We start from the raw sequence: 18,782 nt of genomic DNA on the forward strand, positions 1-18,782 counted from the left end.
GGTCCTTATGGCGTTGATACCAGCAACAACATTGATGCAAGCCGCACTGGCTCACCACGCTGCAATTGGTCATTTTAATATTAATGGTCCCGACTGGCTGGAGACGTATCTTAGCGTTGCTGAAGAAACCAAAACGCCGATTATTGTGGCAACTTCCGATCGGATTATGGATTTTCTTGGGGGATTCGACTTCATGTCTCGCTACGTGAGTTTCATGATCCAAGCGTTGGAAATTACCGTGCCGGTTGTGCTTCATCTGGATCACGGGTTATCCGTCGAGCACGTTTATCAGGCGATTGATGCTGGCTATACATCGGTCATGTTTGATGGCTCAAAGTTGCCCATTGATGAAAATGTCGCCTTAACCAAAAAGGTCGTCGCCTATGCGCATCAACGTCATGTGTCGGTTGAAGCAGAAGTTGGCAGCGTCGGTGGGAATGAGAATGGCCTGATCAGCGGTATTCAGTATGCCAGCGTGTCGGATGCGGCCAAAATGGCGGCCACTGGTATTGATTCGTTGGCTGCAGCATTGGGTTCGGTTCATGGCGATTATGTTGGGCGGCCCAAGCTTAACTTTGAGCGGATGGCCGAGATTGCCGACGCAACCAAACTACCGCTGGTTTTGCACGGTGCATCAGGAATTCCTGACGACCAGATTCAGCAAGCAATTCGAACCGGAACAGCCAAAATCAACATCAATACGGAAGTGAACACCGTGTGGACAGAAGCAGTTGCCAAAGCGCTCCAACAAAAACGCTCCGGTCACGATCCGCAGCCAATTCTCACAGCAGGCAAGCAAGCGATGGCGCGCCTGGTTGAAAGTAAAATGAACGACTTTCATATTTTGGGGAAAAGTGCCCGGCTGACTGCGATGGAGTGAAAGCGTTACTGATATTGTGTTCAGTAAATCATGAAGTTGATTAACTGAATAGTACGAATTATGAAAGCAGGGATGATATGCCACTGGTTCGGTTTGACATGTTAAAGGGCCGATCACCCGAAACGATTCAACAGATTTTGCAAATCACGCATGAGGTCATGGTAGCGGCTTTTGATGTACCGGCACGTGATCGTTATCAAATTGTCCACCAACATGAGCCTTATGAAATGGTTGTTGAAGATACTGGGTTAGGGATACCGCGCACGGATAAGGTTGTGGTCATTTCATTAGTCAGCCGCGTGCGTACCGTTCACCAATTAAAGCAGTTCTATGCAACACTGGCAGAGCGGTTATCGGCAGCAGGGCTGGTCGATAAAAACGATCTCATGATCAATGTTTCGTTCAACGATGACCAAGGATGGAGTTTCGGCCAAGGGAAAGCGCAATTTCTGGATGGCAGTTTGTAGGTGAATCATAAGATAGATTGAAAATGCCTTGGCCGTTTCTGGAAGTCTGCAACGGTCAAGGCATTTTCTGTGCAGCCGCAAGATGTGTTAGAAAAGCTGACAACTAGCAGTATCAAAACAGTGTGCGTAAGAAAGTAGAGGCGTTAAATATGACGATTCAAATAGAAAAAATGGCGCTCAATCGAAAAGTGGCGCAGAAACGTTCACTCGAAAGTTTTTTCCAGTTGGCGACAGAAGTTGGTATTCATCAGGTGGAGTTGCGCAACGATATGGCGGCGTCCGATCGTCCCGAAACCGTCATTGATCAAATGCCGGTCGCGGATTTTAATGCGTTAAAAGCCAAATATGGCATGAAAATTCTGACCATTAATGCGCTCCAACAATTTAATCAGCCAGCAAAGTTAGTCGCGAATCGTCAACTTTTGACCGGATTGGCCGAGTTAGCGGTTCAAATTGGCAGCCCAGCCATTATTTTCGTGCCGGAAGTTAATCCGCAAGATACCCGAACGCCGCAACAACGACTTGAGGATGCGGCCCACAATCTGCAAGTGTTTGGCGAGATCTTAGCGACTTATCACCTGACCGGTTTAGTTGAGCCGCTGGGTTTTATGGCTAGCACGTTGCGGTATCCGTGGACGGCGCAACAGGCGATTGAATTGTCTGGTCGCACGGAATTCAAATTAACCATTGATACCTTCCACTTCTTCTTGGCGCATATAACGGCAGCGCAGTTTAAGGCAAATGTTGACGTGAAGCGAATCGGACTCATCCATTTGTCCGGCATCGAACCGATTCACGAGTTGCGCGAAGTTTTGGATGAGGACCGCATGTTCATCACAGACCGCGACATCATGCAAAACGTTGAACAGGTGCAACTTTTTGAATCAATGGGTTATAAAGGCAACTATTCCCTTGAAGCCTTCTCGACACGATTAGCGGCCGAAAGCAACAAGCAGCTGGCGGATCAAATCACTGCCAGTATCAATCGGCTAAATCAACCAACAGCGGTTTCAAACTTGGAGGTGTGAAGACCATGAAATTAGCTTACGATCCTTCCATGTTTCGCGACACCATGACGTTGAAGCAGATGTTTGATGAGGTGGCTCGTCTCGGCTATGAATATGTTGAACTGTCGCCACGTAGAGATTTCATTTGGTTCTATGAACATCCGGTAGCGGACACGGCACTGATCAAGCAGGTAAAACGGTATGCCCAGGATGCCGGCGTTAAAATTTCCTCAGTGCTTCCGGTGCAACAATGGTCGTCACCCGATGAACAGGAGCGTGAATTTGCTGTCCGCAACCTGAAACGCACAATCGAAATCACGGCGGCATTGGGCGTCAAAGTGTTGAATACCGAATTTTCAGGTGATAAGTTCCAACCACTGGTTTCACAGGGGCAATGGTACAAGTCCATGGAAGAGCTGGCGCCGGAGTTTGAAAAGAACGGCATCACATTGGAAATTCAACCGCATCCCAATGACTTTATTGAATCGAACCTGGCTGCCAGTCGCTTAATCCGTTCGCTGGATGTGGACTGGGTACATCAGGTTTGGTGTAGCTCCCACGCCTTTTATATGGACGATGGGCACGGCGATATTCGCCAACAGTTTGCCGAGTCCGGTGATCTTATTACCCATGTTCTGATTGCAGATACGTTTAATCACAAAGGCAACCAAGGCTTGCGTTACATCATCAATCCGCCGGGCGCACCGGTGACGATCCACCAGCACTTAAATCCGGGCGAAGGTGAAGTCGATTTTGCCACACTTTACGCTGTGCTGCGGGAACGACATTTTAACGGTATCATCACCAATAACGTGTTTGCCTGGCCTGACAAGGTTGACTGGTCAAATAAAATCACGCTGCAATCGATTAAGAATGGTTTGCAGCTTTGACAGATGCGACTAACGACGGTCAATGCCACGCAATTAAAAATATTTCCGATCCAAAACGACACCTGATAAATGAATTCTCAGATGTCGTTTTTGTATACTTAAAGTGACATAAGCTGTTGATGATTGATTATCGGCGGGTCGCATCAATGGTGGCGCGCACCCGACGAAAGAGTGGGGCCGTCTGACTGTTGGTTTGAATAGCACTGATCATAAACAGCGTATCCATGAGGCTAAGCTCCGCGATTAACGCATGGAGCGCTTCGGTTCGGTAGCGCGATTCTTCGGCAACCGCGACAAACGCGGCATCGGCCATTTTTGCCAGGCGGGAAGCCGGCGAACCGGTGATCACGATAAGTGGCACCTGTTGTTGCTTGGCCAAGTCAGCTAACGCAATGGCGTCTTTATCTTCACCGGAATGTGACGTCAAAATCATGGCGTCATTGGCGCCCAGATGCGTCGCTGCCATGAGTTGCATATGATAATCCGCGGCATAGGCAACAGGGATGGCCGTCCGCAGAAACTTGTGATAGCCATCTAACGCAACGAGATTGCTGGCACCTAATCCAAAAAGGCCGAGATGATCCGCGTGGGTAATCCATTCAATCGCTTTGGCCAAAGCGGTAGTGTCTAAGTTGGCCAAAGTGGTCCGGAGCGCATCGATATTGGAGGTGAAGATTTTTTGCGCCAAGGTCTCGACCGAATCGTCCGGGCTCAGTTCCGCAAATAGCGTTTGATCCGGTTCCGGTGATGATTGAACTAGTGCCATCCGTAGCGCCTGGAAGTTAGGATAACCCAACGCCTTGGCAAATCGTGAAATTGTGGCCGTACTGACGCCCGTTATTGCGCTCAGTTCCGCAATATTTGCCTGACTAGCGCGATCCGGATGCGTTTGAAGAAAATCCGCTAATTTCTTTTCTTGCCGACTCAAGTTTGGTTTATAAATTTGTAGTTGTACCAGAAAATCGTGCATATGCCCCTCCTCCATTTCCTCAAGATGAGTATAGCATTAAATGTATGAATTGAAAATTAATTACGGATACTTTGCTTGATTTTTGTAATTTTTTTACATACAATGGCACCATGATCACGGAGGAGCGCTTTTGATCCCCGGAAAAGTGGTCTTGGCGTTCACATTAACGCGTTCGCCAGCGCAGAAGCCTACGTGTAAGGACCTTGGTCGCAATGGCCAAACCCGGGCCATCACGCCCAAGGCCGCTTACACTCCGGCTTCTAAGCGCGCTGGCTCACGCTCAGGAGGGGATAGCATATGCAAGTAGGTATGGTAGGTTTAGGCAAGATGGGTATGAATCTGGTCGCGAATATGCGCGATCATGATATTGAGGTTGTTGCGTTTGACTTGAATGATCAGGCGCGGACGGAAGTGGGGCAATATCAAGCGAGAGCTGTTGCCAGTCTCGATGCACTGGTGATGAGTCTGGCATCACCGCGGATTATTTGGAGTATGGTACCGGCAGGAAAACCAACCGATGCAACGATTAATCAGCTGGCCAAGTTACTGCGGCCTGGTGACATCGTGATTGATGGTGGCAATTCTTATTATCAGGATTCCATCAAGCGAAGTCAGTTGTTGGCAGAAGAGGGCATTCACTTTTTTGATGTCGGGACGTCCGGTGGCATGGCAGGCGCGCGGGCCAATGGCAACTTCATGATCGGCGGCGACCAAACGCAATTTGCCAAAATTGAACCGCTGTTTAAAGCCATTGCCGCGCCTGGTGGCTATCTGTATACTGGCCCAGCCGGCTCAGGGCATTATCTGAAAATGGTTCACAACGGTATTGAATACGGCATGATGCAGGCAATCGGTGAAGGCTTCGATGTTTTGGCGCATAGTCCCTATGATTACGACAATGAAGCAGTGGCCAAAATGTGGAACAACGGCTCCGTGATTCGCAGTTGGTTGATGGAACTGGCTGGTAATGCCTTCAGCAACGATGCCGATCTCGAAAAGATTCAGGGGATCATGCATAGTTCCGGTGAAGGCGCATGGACAGTCGAAGAAGCGCTGCGTTTACACGTGGCAACGCCGGTGATTGCCAGTGCTTTGATGATGCGTTACCGATCAGAAGCGGCCGACACCATGACCGGTAAAGTAGTGGCTGCTTTACGCAATCAGTTCGGGGGACATGCAGTTGATCCCACGACCGGAAAACAAGGCGGCAAGTGAAGCAAAGGAGAAGAACGTGATGTCTATCAAATATATGATCGGGGTTGATTTAGGTACAACGAGTACCAAGGTCGTTTTGTTTGATCTAAAAGGTCAAGCGATTGCGACGGCGAATAACCCTTACCCGTTATATCAAGATACGCCGGATATGGCTGAAGAGGATCCGGAAGAAATTTTTGCGGCGACGGTTGGCGGATTAACCGAAGTCATGCATCGCGGGAATGTTCAGCCCGGTGAATTAGGCGGCGTTTCGTTTTCAGCCGCCATGCATAGTCTGATTTTGATGGATGAGCATGACAAACCGATCACACGGGTTATTACCTGGGCAGACAATCGGGCGGCGGCTTACGCGACGAAGCTGAAGCAAAGTGACCTGGGGATGACGCTGTTTAAGGCGACCGGGGTTCCAACGCACCCGATGTCGCCGCTGGTGAAATTACTGTGGCTCAGTGCCGAGCATCCCGAGCTTGTCGCCCGCACGCGTCATTTTATCGGGATTAAAGATTATATCTTGTTCCGCTTTTTCGGGCGGTATGTTCAAGACTATTCACTGGCAAACGCGACGGGCTTGTTCAATATTCACACGATGGATTGGGATGATCGTGCGTTAGATGTCGCCAATGTCCGGCGCGATCAACTGCCGGAGTTGGTGGATACGAGTTATCAGCTGACCGGGTTGAATGCTAATTACGCCGCCGTGACCGGCATTGACGACAAAACACCGTTCATTCTCGGGGCTAGTGATGGCACGCTAAGTAACCTTGGCGTTGGCGCGATTGATCCTGGCGTTTTGGCGGTCACGATTGGCACTTCAGGCGCCGTTCGCGTGGTGACGGATAAGCCGGTTGTTGATCCGCAAGGGCGGTTATTCACTTACTACTTGGCACCTAATAAGTGGGTCGTCGGCGGTCCGGTGAATAATGGCGGCATCGTGTTCCGCTGGGTGCGCGATCAATTGTTTGCGCCGGAAAAAATCACCGCCGAGCAACTACAGGTTGATTCATATGAAGTTTTGACCGACATTGCCAGCAAAATTCCTGCCGGTGCCGATGGGCTATTATTCCATCCGTATCTTGGCGGGGAACGGGCCCCGATTTGGGACGCGAATGCGCGCGGCAGTTTCTTCGGCTTAACCCGCCAGCATACACGAGCACACATGGTTCGCGCGGCACTTGAGGGGATCGTTTATAACCTGTATATGGTGATGTTGATGATCGAAGGCATTACTGGCAAACCCGGCGCCATTCAGGCCACAGGTGGATTTGCCCGCAGCGCATTATGGCGGCAAATGCTGGCCGATGTGTTTGAACAGGAAGTCAACATTCCTGAAAGTTTTGAAAGCTCGGCATTGGGAGCCGTGGTGATCGGGATGAAATCGTTAGGGTTGATTGATGATCTCAGTGTCGTCAAGGATATGATTGGCGTCACCAACACGCATGAACCGAATGAAGCTAATTTCCAAGCTTATCGGGAATTGTTGCCAATCTGGATTCGGCTAACGCGCAAGCTAGGCAGCGAGTATCAGGCGATTGCCGATTATCAACGCGCGCATCCGGATCCGAGGGCACGTAGCAAAGAACAGGATTAATCAGGTATATAAAAATTAGGCGACAGACGCAAACGATCACAAAAGCGACTGCCACTTTTTATCGATAGTTTTGTAAGCGGTTTCTAGAAGCGCGGGCATATGCTCAAATTAACGCGTTCGGCGACTTCTAACCGCGCCGATTCATGTCAAGGAGGACTGAACATGGATTTACTTGTCTTGGTTCTAGGCATTCTATTACTGTTGGTGTTGATTATTAAGTTTAAGTTCAACACTTATGTTTCTCTGATAATAACAGCTGTTGTTGTGGCGCTGGGGCTGGGGATGGCGCCGGCTAAGATCGCCACGAGTATTCAAACCGGTATTGGCTCGCAATTAGGTGAACTTGCGCTGGTCTTTGGTTTTGGTGCGATGCTGGGACGGCTGGTTGCCGACGCCGGTGGTGCTTATCGTATCGCCCACACGCTGATTAACGCGTTCGGACGCCGGGGCTTACAATTAGCGGTGGTTTTGGCTTCTTTCATCATCGGCATTGCTTTGTTTTTTGAAGTCGGGATCGTTTTGCTGGTTCCGATCGTCTTTGCCATTGCTGCCGAAGCCGGTGTCCCGATTTTGACACTTGGCATTCCGATGGCAGCCGCCTTGTCGGTTACGCACGGCTTCTTACCGCCACATCCGGCACCGACAGCCATTTCGACAGCGCTGGGTGCTTCAGCTGGACTGGTGCTGGCATATGGGGTCATCATTGCAGTCCCAACGGTCTACATTGCCGGCCCGCTATTTTCCAAACTTGCCCATCGGCTGGTTCCGGATGCTTTTGAACGGCGTGGCAATTTGAAAGCGTTGGGGCCGCAAAAAACCTTCAAGCTTGATGAAACTCCTGGCTTCGGTATCTCGGTTTTGACATCGCTGTTTCCGGTTATTCTGATGGCCATTGCAACGGTCTATGAACTGGTTCTGCATGGTGGCAAAACGCCAAAAACACCGACAGGCATGGACAATCTGATCGCCTTTATCGGATCGCCGAGTATTGCCATGCTAATCTCACTTCTGTTCGCGATGTGGGCCATGGGTTATGCCCGCAAGCTACCAGCCAAGGATATCATGGCTACGCTGGAAGAGGCAGTGAAGTCCATTGCGATGCTGCTGTTGGTTATCGGTGGGGGCGGTGCGTTTAAGCAAGTCTTAATTGATGGCGGCGTTGGCGACTCCGTGAAAAACCTATTCGTCTCATCGTCCATTTCGCCACTGATTCTAGGTTGGTTAATTGCCGTGGTTTTACGAATCGCCCTCGGTTCGGCAACCGTTGCTGCCATGACCGCCTCTGGACTGGTGCTGCCCTTGATGCAAAGCGCCGGCATCCAACCGGCTTTGATGGTGCTGGCAATTGGCGCAGGATCATTGGCAGCCAGCCACGTCAACGACGCCGGATTCTGGATGTTCCGTGAATATTTTGACCTCACCATTAAGCAAACCCTGCTGACATGGACCTTGTTGGAAACAATTATCTCGGTTGTCGGACTGGGTGGCGTGCTTTTGTTGAGTTTGTTTGTTTAAAGGCGAAAAGATAAAAAGTCGACGATAGGTCGGCTTTTTTGCGTTTACAAGCTGAAGCCGACCGTCGCAGTCAGCCGCTCAATATGATAAACTTACGCCATTCACAAATACAGAAATGGAGATCTTTAACTTATGTACGAACCAACCAAAAAACGCCGCGTTGCCGAAGATGTTGCCAAGGTTTTTCCCGAAGAAGTAACGAATCAGCTTTTTGATGTCATTGCCGTGATGCAAAAGGCGAAGCAACTGGTGACGGCGCCGGTGGCGATTGCCTTTTCGGATGATTATACCGATGACGAAATGTATGCCATGATTATTCAAGGTAACCTGGCGCCTGCGCAGGAATTTCCGTTGACCTATAAGGGGGACAAGCCTTTTTTGGGGCATGGCTATATTCTTGTGGTGAAGGATAAGCCGAAGACGATTCGAATTGACTTTAGTGCCGCAAATCCGTTCAAAGCAGATAAAACCAAATAAAACTGGCCTTTTCATGAAAACTTAGGTAAAATAGTAGATCGTAATCGTTACCGTCTACGATTGGGAGGCAGCTATGAGCGAACCAATTTTGTCTGTGAAGCATCTTAGTTTTGGATTTCGCGATCAACAGCTTTATCGCGACCTGAGTTTTCATTTGGATGTCGGCTCGATAACTAGCTTGGTTGGACCGAATGGGGTGGGGAAGACCACCCTGATTCGCCTGTTGATGGCACAGTTAAAGCCGCAAGCCGGCACGATTCAGTTTCGCAAGCAGCCACCGGTTCGACTGGGCTATGTACCACAATTTCGCAATGTCGACGAAGAATTCCCGCTGTCAATCCGCAGCTTTATTCAGTTGCGGCAGCTGGACCATCTTTTCTTTTGGCATACGCCTAAGGAAAAAGCGGCGCTGAATCGGGTTATCAAAGCGACCCACTTGACGCATATTGCTGACACGCGGCTGGGGATGGCGAGCGGCGGTGAAAAGCAGAAGGCTTATTTAGCCCAGGCGCTGTTGGATGATCCTAACTTTTTGATTCTCGATGAATCGACGGCGAGCTTGGATGTGAATACCAAGCATGAGTTAATGGATCTGGTTCAGGAGCTGAACCAGACCCAGAAGCTAACGGTGTTGTTCGTGACGCATGACTTGAGCTTGGCGAAGCAATATACCAAACAATATTTGCTGTTGACTGGCGATCGTTACGAAATGAAGCCAACTGCCGAGATGGATCTGGCTTCAATGCCGGAAGAATTGCGTAATGATGCCGAGAATCGCGGGGTGATCGCATGAATTTATTTGCTTATGCCTTCATGCAAAATGCTTTTATGGCTAGCACGTTTATTGCTATCACGACCGGTATTGTCGGCGTCTTTGTGGTTGCCCGTAACATGTCCTTCCTGGCGCACACCTTGTCTGAGGTGGGCTTTGCCGGTGCCGCATTTGCAGTGTTTGCCGGCATTAGACCGCTTGACGGGATGTTGATGTTTACGGCCATTAGCAGTATCAGCGTTGGCCGCATGTCGGTTCAGGCCTCACGCCGGGAAGCGTCGATTAGCGCGGTTTCGAGCTTGTTCATCGGCTTGGGCATTTTGTTTTTATCGCTTTCGAGTGCCAATGCTAGCTATGCGACGACGATTCTGTTCGGCAGCATTATCGGCATTTCGCGCAGTGACGTTTGGCAGCTGGTGGCACTAGCGGCTGGCGTTCTGTTTACGCTATATTTTGGGTATCGCCGTTTAGCCTTTGATTCATTTGATCCGGTGGGTTCGGCTGCGCAAGGGTTGAAAAGTAAATACATTTCCATTTACTTTCTACTCATTCTCGCGGTGTCGGTTTCGATCGGCGCGCAGATTGTCGGTAGTTTGCTAGTGTTCATTTTGCTCACGTTGCCACCTAATGTTGCCAAGTACCTGGGAAGAACCCTGCCGCAGATGATTGTGATTTCCGTCATCACGGCGTTAATCGGCGTCTGGAGTGGCCTTTACCTGGGGTTTCTGACGAACTGGCCAGTAACCTTCTTCATCGCCGCCATTGAGTTTATCTTTTATTTCCTGGCGCTCTGGTATCATCACCAGACAAATTGATTGAATCGTATTAAAAAATGGCTTTAGAGAGCAGATGCATGCCTCTCTAAAGCCATTTTTTCGTGTTAGTCTAAATCCCACTAGTGCCGCTCGCGCTGCTGACGCAAAAAGTCAGCGACTTCTGCTTGATAGTGGTGGGATTGATCAAACTGGGCAAGGTAGGCGGCGTCGTGGGTGCTTGTCGCGCCAGTGTGCCGCAGCTTGGTGTAAACCTCTAGATAAGGCAGTTGGGCTTCCTTGGCCACCGCCAATTCGGCCGAGACGTCATAGGAAACCTGTCGTAAGTTCAGATTGGTGATGGCGCCGTTGCTGAGTTCCAATAATGCGTAATCTGCATAGCTGGTGGTTTGCAACTTCGCGCGCGGCGAATAGGCTTGGCCAATCGAACCGGGATTGAGAATAACCTGACCGCTGCTGGTATAGCGCAGCAATTGCTGATGGGTGTGCCCATAAATCGCAATGTCGATATCTTGACTCGGAGCAATCTGGTCAAAGTTTGCCTGTGGTTGGTCGGGATATAAGCGATGACCGTGATTAGAGTCTGGCAGATTGTGGGCCAGGCTGATCACGAGGCCATCTTGTTCAAAAACGTCATGCAACGGCCAATGACGGATGGTCGTCAACATGTCGGCCGTCAGCTGCGGCCACAGATACGCCACTAAGCGACTGAAGTAGACATCGGTGGGTTGCGCCAAGTCGACCGGACCATCTAAAACCCAGAATAAATCGTCATCCCAGTTTCCTTTGACAAGATGGGTCAGCGGCAAGGCGTGCAGGCCCTGCCAGAGATTGGCTGCTGCCGGACCTGGAAGAAATAAGTCGCCAAGAAACCAATATTCATCTGCATGATGTGCTTGGGCGTCTTTGATGACCGCTGAAAAGGCAGTCATATTGCCGTGAATATCTGATAAAATGGCGATTTTGGTCATGCTTCATCCCACCGTTCGTTCATCGTGACTAATCCTTGCGTTCCTAAATCACCTTTGCCCGCTGCCACCATTTTGGCATACAGATCTTCGGCCAATTCGGTTGCCGGCAACTGCAAGTGCATTTTCTTGGCTTCGTCTAACGCAATGCGCAGGTCTTTGAGAAAATGCTTGGCGAAAAAGCCAGGCGTGTAATCGGCTTGCAGCATGCGCGGACCGTAATTACTGAGACTCCAGTTCGCCGCGGCGCCACTGCCGACGACTTTCAGGATTTCATTCAGATCCAGTCCGGCAGCTTTCCCATAGACGAGCATTTCGCTCAATCCAGTCATCGTGCCGGCAATCATAATTTGATTGGCCATTTTGGCATGCTGCCCGGAACCAGCCGGGCCAAAATAATTGACGGATGAGGCGATCGGGGCAAACAGCTCTTTAAGTTTCGACAGCAAGTCTTTTTGGCCGCCGATCATGATGGTGAGGGTGCCTTTTTTAGCGCCAATGTCCCCACCGGAAACAGGCGCATCAATGGCAATGACGCCTTTTTCTTTGGCTTTTTCGGCAATTTGCTTGGCCAGTGTCGGGGTGCTGGTAGTCATGTCAATCACTAGGTCACCGGCCTGGGTACCGGCCAGAATGCCATCACAGCCAAAATAGACTGCTTCGACATCTTGTGGGAAGCCGACCATCGACATGACAACATGGCATTGTGCGGCAACGGCATGGGGCGACTCTGCCCAGACCGCGCCGGCATCCAAGACCGCTTGTGCATGGGCTTTGGTGCGATTGTAAACGATGACTTCCTGACCGGCTTTAAGAAAATTCTTGATGATCCCGGTGCCCATCACACCGGTGCCAATAAATCCAAGTTTCAAAGGACTCATCCTTTCTGTAAAAGTTCTTCCAATTCCGTTAACCGTTTTTCAAACATTGAAAATGCCGCTTCCAGATAGTCCGGTTTGGTCATGTCGACACCAGCGGTTTTCATGGTATCGATGGCGTATTGCGAGCTACCTGACTTTAAATAGTCCAAGTAGCGGGACGCGGCGTTGGGTTCGCCACTGCTAATGCCGGCAGCTAGCGTTGATGCTGCGGCAAAACCGGTTGCATACTGATAGACATAATAATTGTAATAGAAATGCGGGATTCGTGCCCATTCGAAGGCAATTTCGGGATCGCGGGTAACATCCGGTCCATAATACCGGGCATTGAGATCGGCGTAGTATGTTGACATACTGGTTGCCGTGAGTGGCTCGCCTTGTTGGTCCTGCTGATGAATCCAGTGTTCAAATTCGGCAAATTGCGTTTGGCGGAAGACGGTACCTTTAAAGCCATCGAGATAGTAATTCAGGATGTAGGCGCGTACCTTGGGGTCATCCGTGTGGGTCAGGAAGTAATCGGTGAGCAGATTTTCGTTGGTCGTTGACGCAATTTCGGCAACAAAAATCGGGTAATCGCCATACACATAAGGCTGGTTGTGACGCGTGTACCAGCTGTGAACGCTGTGGCCGGTTTCGTGAATCAAAGTATAAAGTTCGTCCACCGCGTCATGCCAGTTCAGCAAAATAAACGGATTCGTATCGTAAGACCCACCTGAATAAGCGCCGGAACGTTTGCCTTTATTTTCGACGACATCAATGTAGCGGTTGTCAAAGATTTCCCGGACATGGCTGAGATAATCATCACCAAGCGGCGCCAAAGCTTTCAATGCTTCAGTTTTTGCTTGGTCAAGCGTGAAGGTCAATGGCGGCTTGCCGGTCAACGGGGTGTAGATGTCATACATGTGCAATTGATCGACGCCCAGGACTTTTTTCCGCAATGCGACATAGCGATGCAGAAGGGGCAAATGGGTGTTGACCTGGTCGATAAGGGTCGTATAAACACTTTCCGGAATGTGGTTGCTTGCCATTGCCGCCGCACGGGCATTAACGTAATGATGGGCTTTGGCATTGAAATTGTGCGCCTTGACCTGGCCGCTCAGGGTTTGGGCAAACGTGTTCTTCATGCTTTCATAAGCACGCAGTAAGGTTTCAAAGGCTTCTTTGCGCAATTTTCGCTGGGTTGAGCGGATCAACTGGCCGTACAAGCCGTTACTGAGCTGCACTGTTTCACCGTCTTCATTTTCGACAAAACCGAATTGCAGGTCGGAGTTGTCTAGGACGTTGAAAGTGGCATGACTGGCGTTCAGCGCGTCACCGGCACTGGCAATCAGAGCCTCGGCTGCGGTTGTCAGCACATGTTGGCGATTGACGGTGATCGCGTCAATAAAATGCCCAAACGGTTTGAGACTTTCAGTGTCCCGCCATGCTGTCAGTTTGTCCGCGGGAATTGCCAGAATCTCCGGATCCAAAAAGGCTAACTGACTGGCCAGCTCGGCGCCGAGACTTTCGGCCTTAGCATTCATCGCCTGATAAGTGGCGTTGCCAGTATCCTGGTCGCTTTTCAGACTTGAATAAACATAGACTTTCTCAAACCGTCGAAAGACCGCTAAAACCGCCTTGATGCCGTTGATGAGCGCAGCGGCTGAATTGCCTAACGTTCCCTTGAGCGCGGCCGCCTCTTTGGCCTGTTCGCGGACAGCTTCAAAGTCGGCTGTCCACGCCGCATCATTTGGATAAATGGTGGTTAGATCCCATGTCAGCTTGGTTGGGACATCTTCACGTACCGGTAAATGTTGCATCTGATCAGCTCCAATTTCTAATATTTCTTTAATGTTACCATATCACGCTGATTTTTGAGCTAAATCCCTTCTTTCTTCATAATTATCTGCTACACTACCGTAGAAACTAAAACTGGAGTGAAGAAGTAATGTCTAAGCAACAAGATTCAAATCTGCGAACGACACATGATAAGCCCAAACGACGTCATCCGATTCTTCGGGCTGTGGTCGTCATCGCGCTCGTGGCGTTATTCCTTGTAGGCGGCTATGCAGCCAGATTCTACTCTCAAGCGAAGAAAGCCGTGGCGAAAACTTACGATCCCGTCAGCACCAAGGCCGTTGACTCTGACCTTGATGGCAAAAAGCCCATCAGTATTCTCTTGATGGGAACCGATACTGGCGCTTTTGGCCGTAAAGATACCGGTCGATCCGATACCCTCATGTTAGTGACCATTAATCCTAAAGAAAAGAAAACAACGATGGTCAGCATTCCGCGTGATACCCTGGCAGAAATGGTGGGGACTGGCAACGACTCTTCAACCTATGAAAAGATCAATGCAGCGTACTCTTATGGCAAATCAAGCGCAGCTATCAAAACCGTTGAAAAGTTGTTGAATGTTCCAATTAATTATTACGTGACGGTTAATATGGAAGGCCTGCAAAAGATTGTCGATGCTGTCGGCGGTGTGGACGTCAACGTACCATTTACCTGGACAGACGCCAACACCGGTGGTCAGACGTTCAAGAAAGGCAAAGCCCATCTCAATGGCGAACTGGCACTTGCTTACGCGCGGATGCGTGACGAAGATCCGGAAGGTGACTATGGCCGGCAGAAGCGGCAACAGGAAGTCATCAATCAAATTGTCAAGCATCTGTTGTCAGTTAAGTCGTTGACCAATTATCAGAAGGTCATGGATTCCTTATCTTCCAGCATGCGGACGAATCTGACGTTTGATGACATGATGGCGATTGCCCAAAATTACCGGGCTTCAGCGGGCACTATCGAACGTAAGCAACTTCGCGGTATCGGTGTTTACATTGATAATGCTGCCTATCAGGTTATGAAGACCGATACGCTTCAGAAAACGTCAGACGAACTGCGTGAACAACTAGGTTTACAAAGCGAAAAGCTAAGTAACTTCAATACCCGGCAAAATGAAATTAACAATGCGGCCGGTTTTGACTGGACCGCCAACAATCCGGTTTATACGGTTTCGCTTGACGGTGCCACTACTGGGCCGTGATGTTCTGAGATATTTAGTGTCTCAAACCTAGGCATAACCGAAAAAAGACGAAAGAATTCTCAAATCGCAGTTTGCGATGGCGAGAATTCTTTCGCCTTTTTGTTTCTGCATCGAGGCGGGCAAGCCAGCGCGGCAAGCATCGTCCCTTTTACACTCCTTTGGTTCATATACAGCAAGGTTAGTCTGGATCAGGCAGGTCAGGTGCCAATTTTGCCCCGCTAAACTTGGCAGCAATGAAGCCGCAGATAAACCCGATGAGGAGGAATGGTACAAAGTCCATGCCAATGCCAAACAAGGGGATGAAGGTTGAAGCAAAATGTTGAATGGCGGCAAAGAAAGGCAATTGCGCCAAACCGGCAGGCAGCGCGTGAATGGCATCGAGTAAGGCCGGAATCATGGTAAAGGCGATGGTGGTCTTATAGATGCGGGTATTCTTGCCGATCCACGGATGAAGCAGCCCTAACATGATCAAGGCAATGGCTAACGGATAAAGCAGCATCAAGATTGGCGTGGAGTAGGCGATAATCTGATCCAGTCCGAAATTAGCGATGAAAAACGCCCCGATTGTCGTGATCGGTAAGAAGAAATGGTAACCCAGTTTCGGGAAGCGATGACCAAGATCCTGGGAGAAGGAAGTGACCAAACCGATCGCGGTTGTCAGGCAGGCCAGTAACGTCATGGCACCAAGCAAGGCGGTTCCGATGAGTCCCGTATAATGGGTCATGATCTGATTAAAGGCGGTCCCGCCATTTGCGGTTAATTTAGCAAAACCTAGGCTGATGGCACCTAACATGATGAGCAGCAGATAGATGATCGCCTCAAGTCCCATCGCTAAGGAGCCAACTTTCGCAACTGCTTTGGCGCGACTGGAAGCCCGATGCAATCCCATGAGCTTAAGGGCGGTAATAATCGTCACCCCAAAGCCTAAGCCTGCTAATGCGTCCATTGTGTTGTAACCCTGCAAGAAGCCATTAACAAGATTGCCACTGATTAAGTTGGCGTTACTGGTAAAGCTAATGGTCCGAATGTCACCTTTGATCAAAAGTGCCCAGAAGAAAATGAAGGCTAATAAAATCAAGAAAAGTGGATTTAGCAGTTTGCCAATATAGGTGGTAATTTTGCTTTCATTCCGGGCAAGAAGAAAGGTTGTCAGGAAGAAAATGAACGAAAAGATCAGTAAGCCGATTTGTTGCTGGCCTTTTCCCAAAAAAGGCGAAATTCCAATCGCGTAAGTAACCGTGGCCGTCCGTGGCGAAGCAATGAGCAAACCGAGACTGGCGTGGGTTGCAAGCAGGAAGAACAAGGCGAATCCATGGCCTGCCGGGCGGGCTAGATCGTACATACTACTCGCACGGGTGAGACTGATAGCCATGATAGACAGCAGTGGCAGTAACACCGCTGATAACAAAAAGCCAATGGCGGCAGGTAGCCAGGCACTTCCGGCTAGCTGGCCCATGTGAATCGGGAAAATCAGATTTCCGGCTCCAAAGAACATCCCGAACAACAGGGAGCCAAGGGTAAGGTACTGGCGTTTGGTAAGTTTGGGTTGTGTTGACATAGAAAATCCCTCCATTTTATAAACGATTGCAATCGCGACATTGACTGCAAGAAGCTTATTGAGGCGGGCATGTGGCGCATTGCCCATAACGCGCTCCCCGGAGCAGAAGCTGGCTCGCACTCACATTAACGCGTTTGCAGTCGCAGAAACCTGCGTGTAAGGACCTTGGTCACAATGGCCTAAGCCCGGGCCATTGCGCCCAAGGCCGCTTACACTCCGGCTTCTAAACACGCCGGCTCACGCTCACATCAAAAAAACGCCCTTAACAGTCAGAACTGTTAAGGGCGCGGATCACGCTGTACCACCTTACTTTACCGCCAACGTCACCGTCAGCGGCCTCGCCGCGTACGGCCGGATTCCCGGCGATACGCGATTGCTGTAATGGGCGCAATCCCAGCCACTACTCCCGAAGTCGCAATGGCAACTCGTAGACTACTTTCCACCAGGCAATCAGAGGTCTCTTTCCACCAACTGAGACTCGCTGACACTGACAACCTAGGTACTCTTCTACTCATCGTTTTTGAACATTTGTTGAATTGAAACTTATTTTACAAAGAAATCGGTGAATGTCAAGAATTTTAAATTTAAAATCGTGAGAAATGTATGGGAGTGCCTTTTTGAAAGGCATAGAAAAAACCTCCTCAGGCTTGTGAGGAGGTTTACCGAACTGATGAATTAGCCAACAACTTCAACGGTTGCTGACATCACACCTGCTGAAGGAATCTGGGAGTTAGGCATCGCAACGTCCAGTTGGTTAGGGTTGCCTGCCGCAAAACTACCGGTGTCATTAACGGTCCGATACCAAACTGTACCATCAGACAAGGTGATCTTCAGACGTGTGCCTTTAGGGAAGACCGAAAGATTGGCAGCAACGCCATCGTATCCCATGTTTGAGCCGAGGACAGCAGGATCGTAGAAGCTCAACTTGAAGGTTCCCTTGTTGGTTGTTGTCTGGGTTGTTTGTGCAGTGCTCGTTGGTGCTGCACTTGCCGCCGCAGCGTTAGCAGCATTTTGCGCTGCCTGTGCCTGAGCTTGTTGCTCTTGCGCTGCTTTTTCGGCAGCTGCCTGATCTGCAGCCGCTTTTTCAGCTGCTGCTTTTTCGGCAGCGGCTTGTTCTTCGGCAGCCTTGGCAGCAGCCGCTTTTTGATCAGCAATTTGATGTGCTGCTTCGGCAATATCATTTGTGCCGACTGTGATGGTATTTTCATTCTTAGGATTGACCAGTGAATATGCATTCGCCTGTTCAACCTTAGCCTCATTGCTTAACACAATTGACTTGGCACTGACTTTACTGTTGTCACTATCAGATGTGGCATGATCGGCAATCGCTTCAACCTTTTGCGAATGATTGCTTGCCATTCCTAACAAAGGTGCCACGCTGAGTAACGTAATGATCGATAATTTAATTTGCTTAGTAAAGATAAAAATTCACTCCTATATTTTGAATAGCCGTCGTTTTGTTCCCCCGAGAACACAAACGAAGTATATAGGTGTGGTGTGTCAATAAAATACCAGCATCATTACAAAAATAGCTAAATTGGTAATATTGTTACGCTGACGTAACAAACGGAATGTTAAATTTTTTCGTAACAATCACTGAACATTTTTCGAAAAAGTGGGTTCAACCCTTGAAGATTCTATGATTTGCGGCCACTTTCTACCACAATTTGTGAATTTTTCCAAAATTTATGGGAGCCTAAACTTTTAGCGATCGGGAAATGATATGCTAAATTCACGGCTAAAAAGTCAAAATCGTGACCGTTTATCGAGGGTGGTCAAGACCAAATTGCGGGTTATTCACT

General features: G+C 49.5%; 17 protein-coding genes. 11 read left to right on the forward strand and 6 right to left on the reverse strand.

The window, feature by feature from the left end; translation table 11 throughout:
- The first annotated feature begins 7 nt into the window (after nt 1–7).
- The 4 genes from LACSTY_RS01150 (at nt 8) to LACSTY_RS01165 (ending at nt 3,244) form a co-directional block, all read left to right on the forward strand.
- Nucleotides 8–880 (forward strand): class II fructose-bisphosphate aldolase, encoded by an 873-nt coding sequence (locus tag LACSTY_RS01150; RefSeq protein WP_087911383.1) that lies wholly within the window; start codon nt 8–10, stop codon nt 878–880.
- Nucleotides 881–957: 77 nt separating this feature from the next.
- On the forward strand, nt 958–1,347 hold the full coding sequence (locus tag LACSTY_RS01155; protein ID WP_087911384.1) for a tautomerase family protein: 390 nt from the start codon (nt 958–960) through the stop codon (nt 1,345–1,347).
- 149 nt (nt 1,348–1,496) lie between these two features.
- On the forward strand, nt 1,497–2,375 hold the full coding sequence (locus LACSTY_RS01160) for a TIM barrel protein (protein WP_087911385.1): 879 nt from the start codon (nt 1,497–1,499) through the stop codon (nt 2,373–2,375).
- A 5-nt stretch (nt 2,376–2,380) separates the two neighbouring features.
- Nucleotides 2,381–3,244 (forward strand): sugar phosphate isomerase/epimerase family protein, encoded by an 864-nt coding sequence (locus LACSTY_RS01165; protein WP_087911386.1) that lies wholly within the window; start codon nt 2,381–2,383, stop codon nt 3,242–3,244.
- A 127-nt stretch (nt 3,245–3,371) separates the two neighbouring features.
- On the opposite strand, the gene LACSTY_RS01170 is transcribed toward LACSTY_RS01165, so the two are convergent.
- On the reverse strand, nt 3,372–4,214 hold the full coding sequence (locus LACSTY_RS01170) for a MurR/RpiR family transcriptional regulator (RefSeq protein WP_087911387.1): 843 nt from the start codon (nt 4,212–4,214) through the stop codon (nt 3,372–3,374).
- A gap of 297 nt (nt 4,215–4,511) precedes the next feature.
- Here LACSTY_RS01170 and gnd point away from each other — a divergent pair, with 297 nt between their 5' ends.
- The 6 genes from gnd to LACSTY_RS01200 all read left to right on the forward strand — a co-directional run bounded on the left by gnd (nt 4,512) and on the right by LACSTY_RS01200 (nt 10,596).
- Nucleotides 4,512–5,429 (forward strand): phosphogluconate dehydrogenase (NAD(+)-dependent, decarboxylating), encoded by a 918-nt coding sequence (gene gnd, locus LACSTY_RS01175; protein ID WP_087911388.1) that lies wholly within the window; start codon nt 4,512–4,514, stop codon nt 5,427–5,429.
- Nucleotides 5,430–5,448: 19 nt separating this feature from the next.
- Nucleotides 5,449–7,017: a gluconokinase gene (gene gntK / locus LACSTY_RS01180; RefSeq protein ID WP_087911389.1), complete on the forward strand. Its 1,569-nt coding sequence runs from the start codon at nt 5,449–5,451 to the stop codon at nt 7,015–7,017.
- Nucleotides 7,018–7,179: 162 nt separating this feature from the next.
- Nucleotides 7,180–8,532: a gluconate:H+ symporter gene (locus LACSTY_RS01185; protein WP_087911390.1), complete on the forward strand. Its 1,353-nt coding sequence runs from the start codon at nt 7,180–7,182 to the stop codon at nt 8,530–8,532.
- Between the two features lie 132 nt (nt 8,533–8,664).
- On the forward strand, nt 8,665–9,009 hold the full coding sequence (locus tag LACSTY_RS01190) for a hypothetical protein (RefSeq protein ID WP_025013473.1): 345 nt from the start codon (nt 8,665–8,667) through the stop codon (nt 9,007–9,009).
- Between the two features lie 73 nt (nt 9,010–9,082).
- Complete coding sequence (locus LACSTY_RS01195) at nt 9,083–9,802, forward strand: metal ABC transporter ATP-binding protein (protein WP_039639686.1); 720 nt, start codon at nt 9,083–9,085, stop codon at nt 9,800–9,802.
- On the forward strand, nt 9,799–10,596 hold the full coding sequence (locus LACSTY_RS01200; protein ID WP_010489770.1) for a metal ABC transporter permease: 798 nt from the start codon (nt 9,799–9,801) through the stop codon (nt 10,594–10,596). The genes LACSTY_RS01195 and LACSTY_RS01200 overlap by 4 nt, the downstream gene beginning before the upstream one ends.
- Nucleotides 10,597–10,676: 80 nt before the next feature.
- Here the strand turns inward: LACSTY_RS01200 and LACSTY_RS01205 are convergent, their stop codons facing one another.
- From LACSTY_RS01205 to pepF, 3 genes are read right to left on the reverse strand one after another with little or no spacing between them, the layout of a single operon-like run.
- Complete coding sequence (locus tag LACSTY_RS01205) at nt 10,677–11,525, reverse strand: metallophosphoesterase family protein (RefSeq protein ID WP_087911391.1); 849 nt, start codon at nt 11,523–11,525, stop codon at nt 10,677–10,679.
- On the reverse strand, nt 11,522–12,403 hold the full coding sequence (locus LACSTY_RS01210; protein ID WP_087911392.1) for an NAD(P)-dependent oxidoreductase: 882 nt from the start codon (nt 12,401–12,403) through the stop codon (nt 11,522–11,524). Before LACSTY_RS01210 ends, LACSTY_RS01205 begins: the two co-directional genes overlap by 4 nt.
- Nucleotides 12,400–14,199 (reverse strand): oligoendopeptidase F, encoded by a 1,800-nt coding sequence (gene pepF, locus LACSTY_RS01215; RefSeq protein ID WP_087911393.1) that lies wholly within the window; start codon nt 14,197–14,199, stop codon nt 12,400–12,402. The genes LACSTY_RS01210 and pepF overlap by 4 nt, the downstream gene beginning before the upstream one ends.
- A 128-nt stretch (nt 14,200–14,327) precedes the next feature.
- Here pepF and LACSTY_RS01220 point away from each other — a divergent pair, with 128 nt between their 5' ends.
- Nucleotides 14,328–15,422, forward strand: coding sequence for an LCP family glycopolymer transferase (locus LACSTY_RS01220; protein ID WP_087911394.1), 1,095 nt, complete (start codon nt 14,328–14,330; stop codon nt 15,420–15,422).
- 178 nt (nt 15,423–15,600) lie between these two features.
- Here LACSTY_RS01220 and brnQ read toward each other — a convergent pair whose 3' ends face one another.
- Together brnQ and LACSTY_RS01230 are read right to left on the reverse strand one after the other, a co-directional pair.
- Nucleotides 15,601–16,980: a branched-chain amino acid transport system II carrier protein gene (gene brnQ, locus LACSTY_RS01225; protein WP_087913212.1), complete on the reverse strand. Its 1,380-nt coding sequence runs from the start codon at nt 16,978–16,980 to the stop codon at nt 15,601–15,603.
- 675 nt (nt 16,981–17,655) lie between these two features.
- Entirely contained in the window at nt 17,656–18,339 is a 684-nt protein-coding gene (locus tag LACSTY_RS01230) for a hydrolase (protein ID WP_047106501.1), read from the reverse strand.
- Nucleotides 18,340–18,782: the final 443 nt, after the last annotated feature.

This window comes from Lacticaseibacillus styriensis (genome assembly GCF_030770295.1).
GTDB classification, from domain to species: Bacteria; Bacillota; Bacilli; order Lactobacillales; family Lactobacillaceae; genus Lacticaseibacillus; species Lacticaseibacillus casei.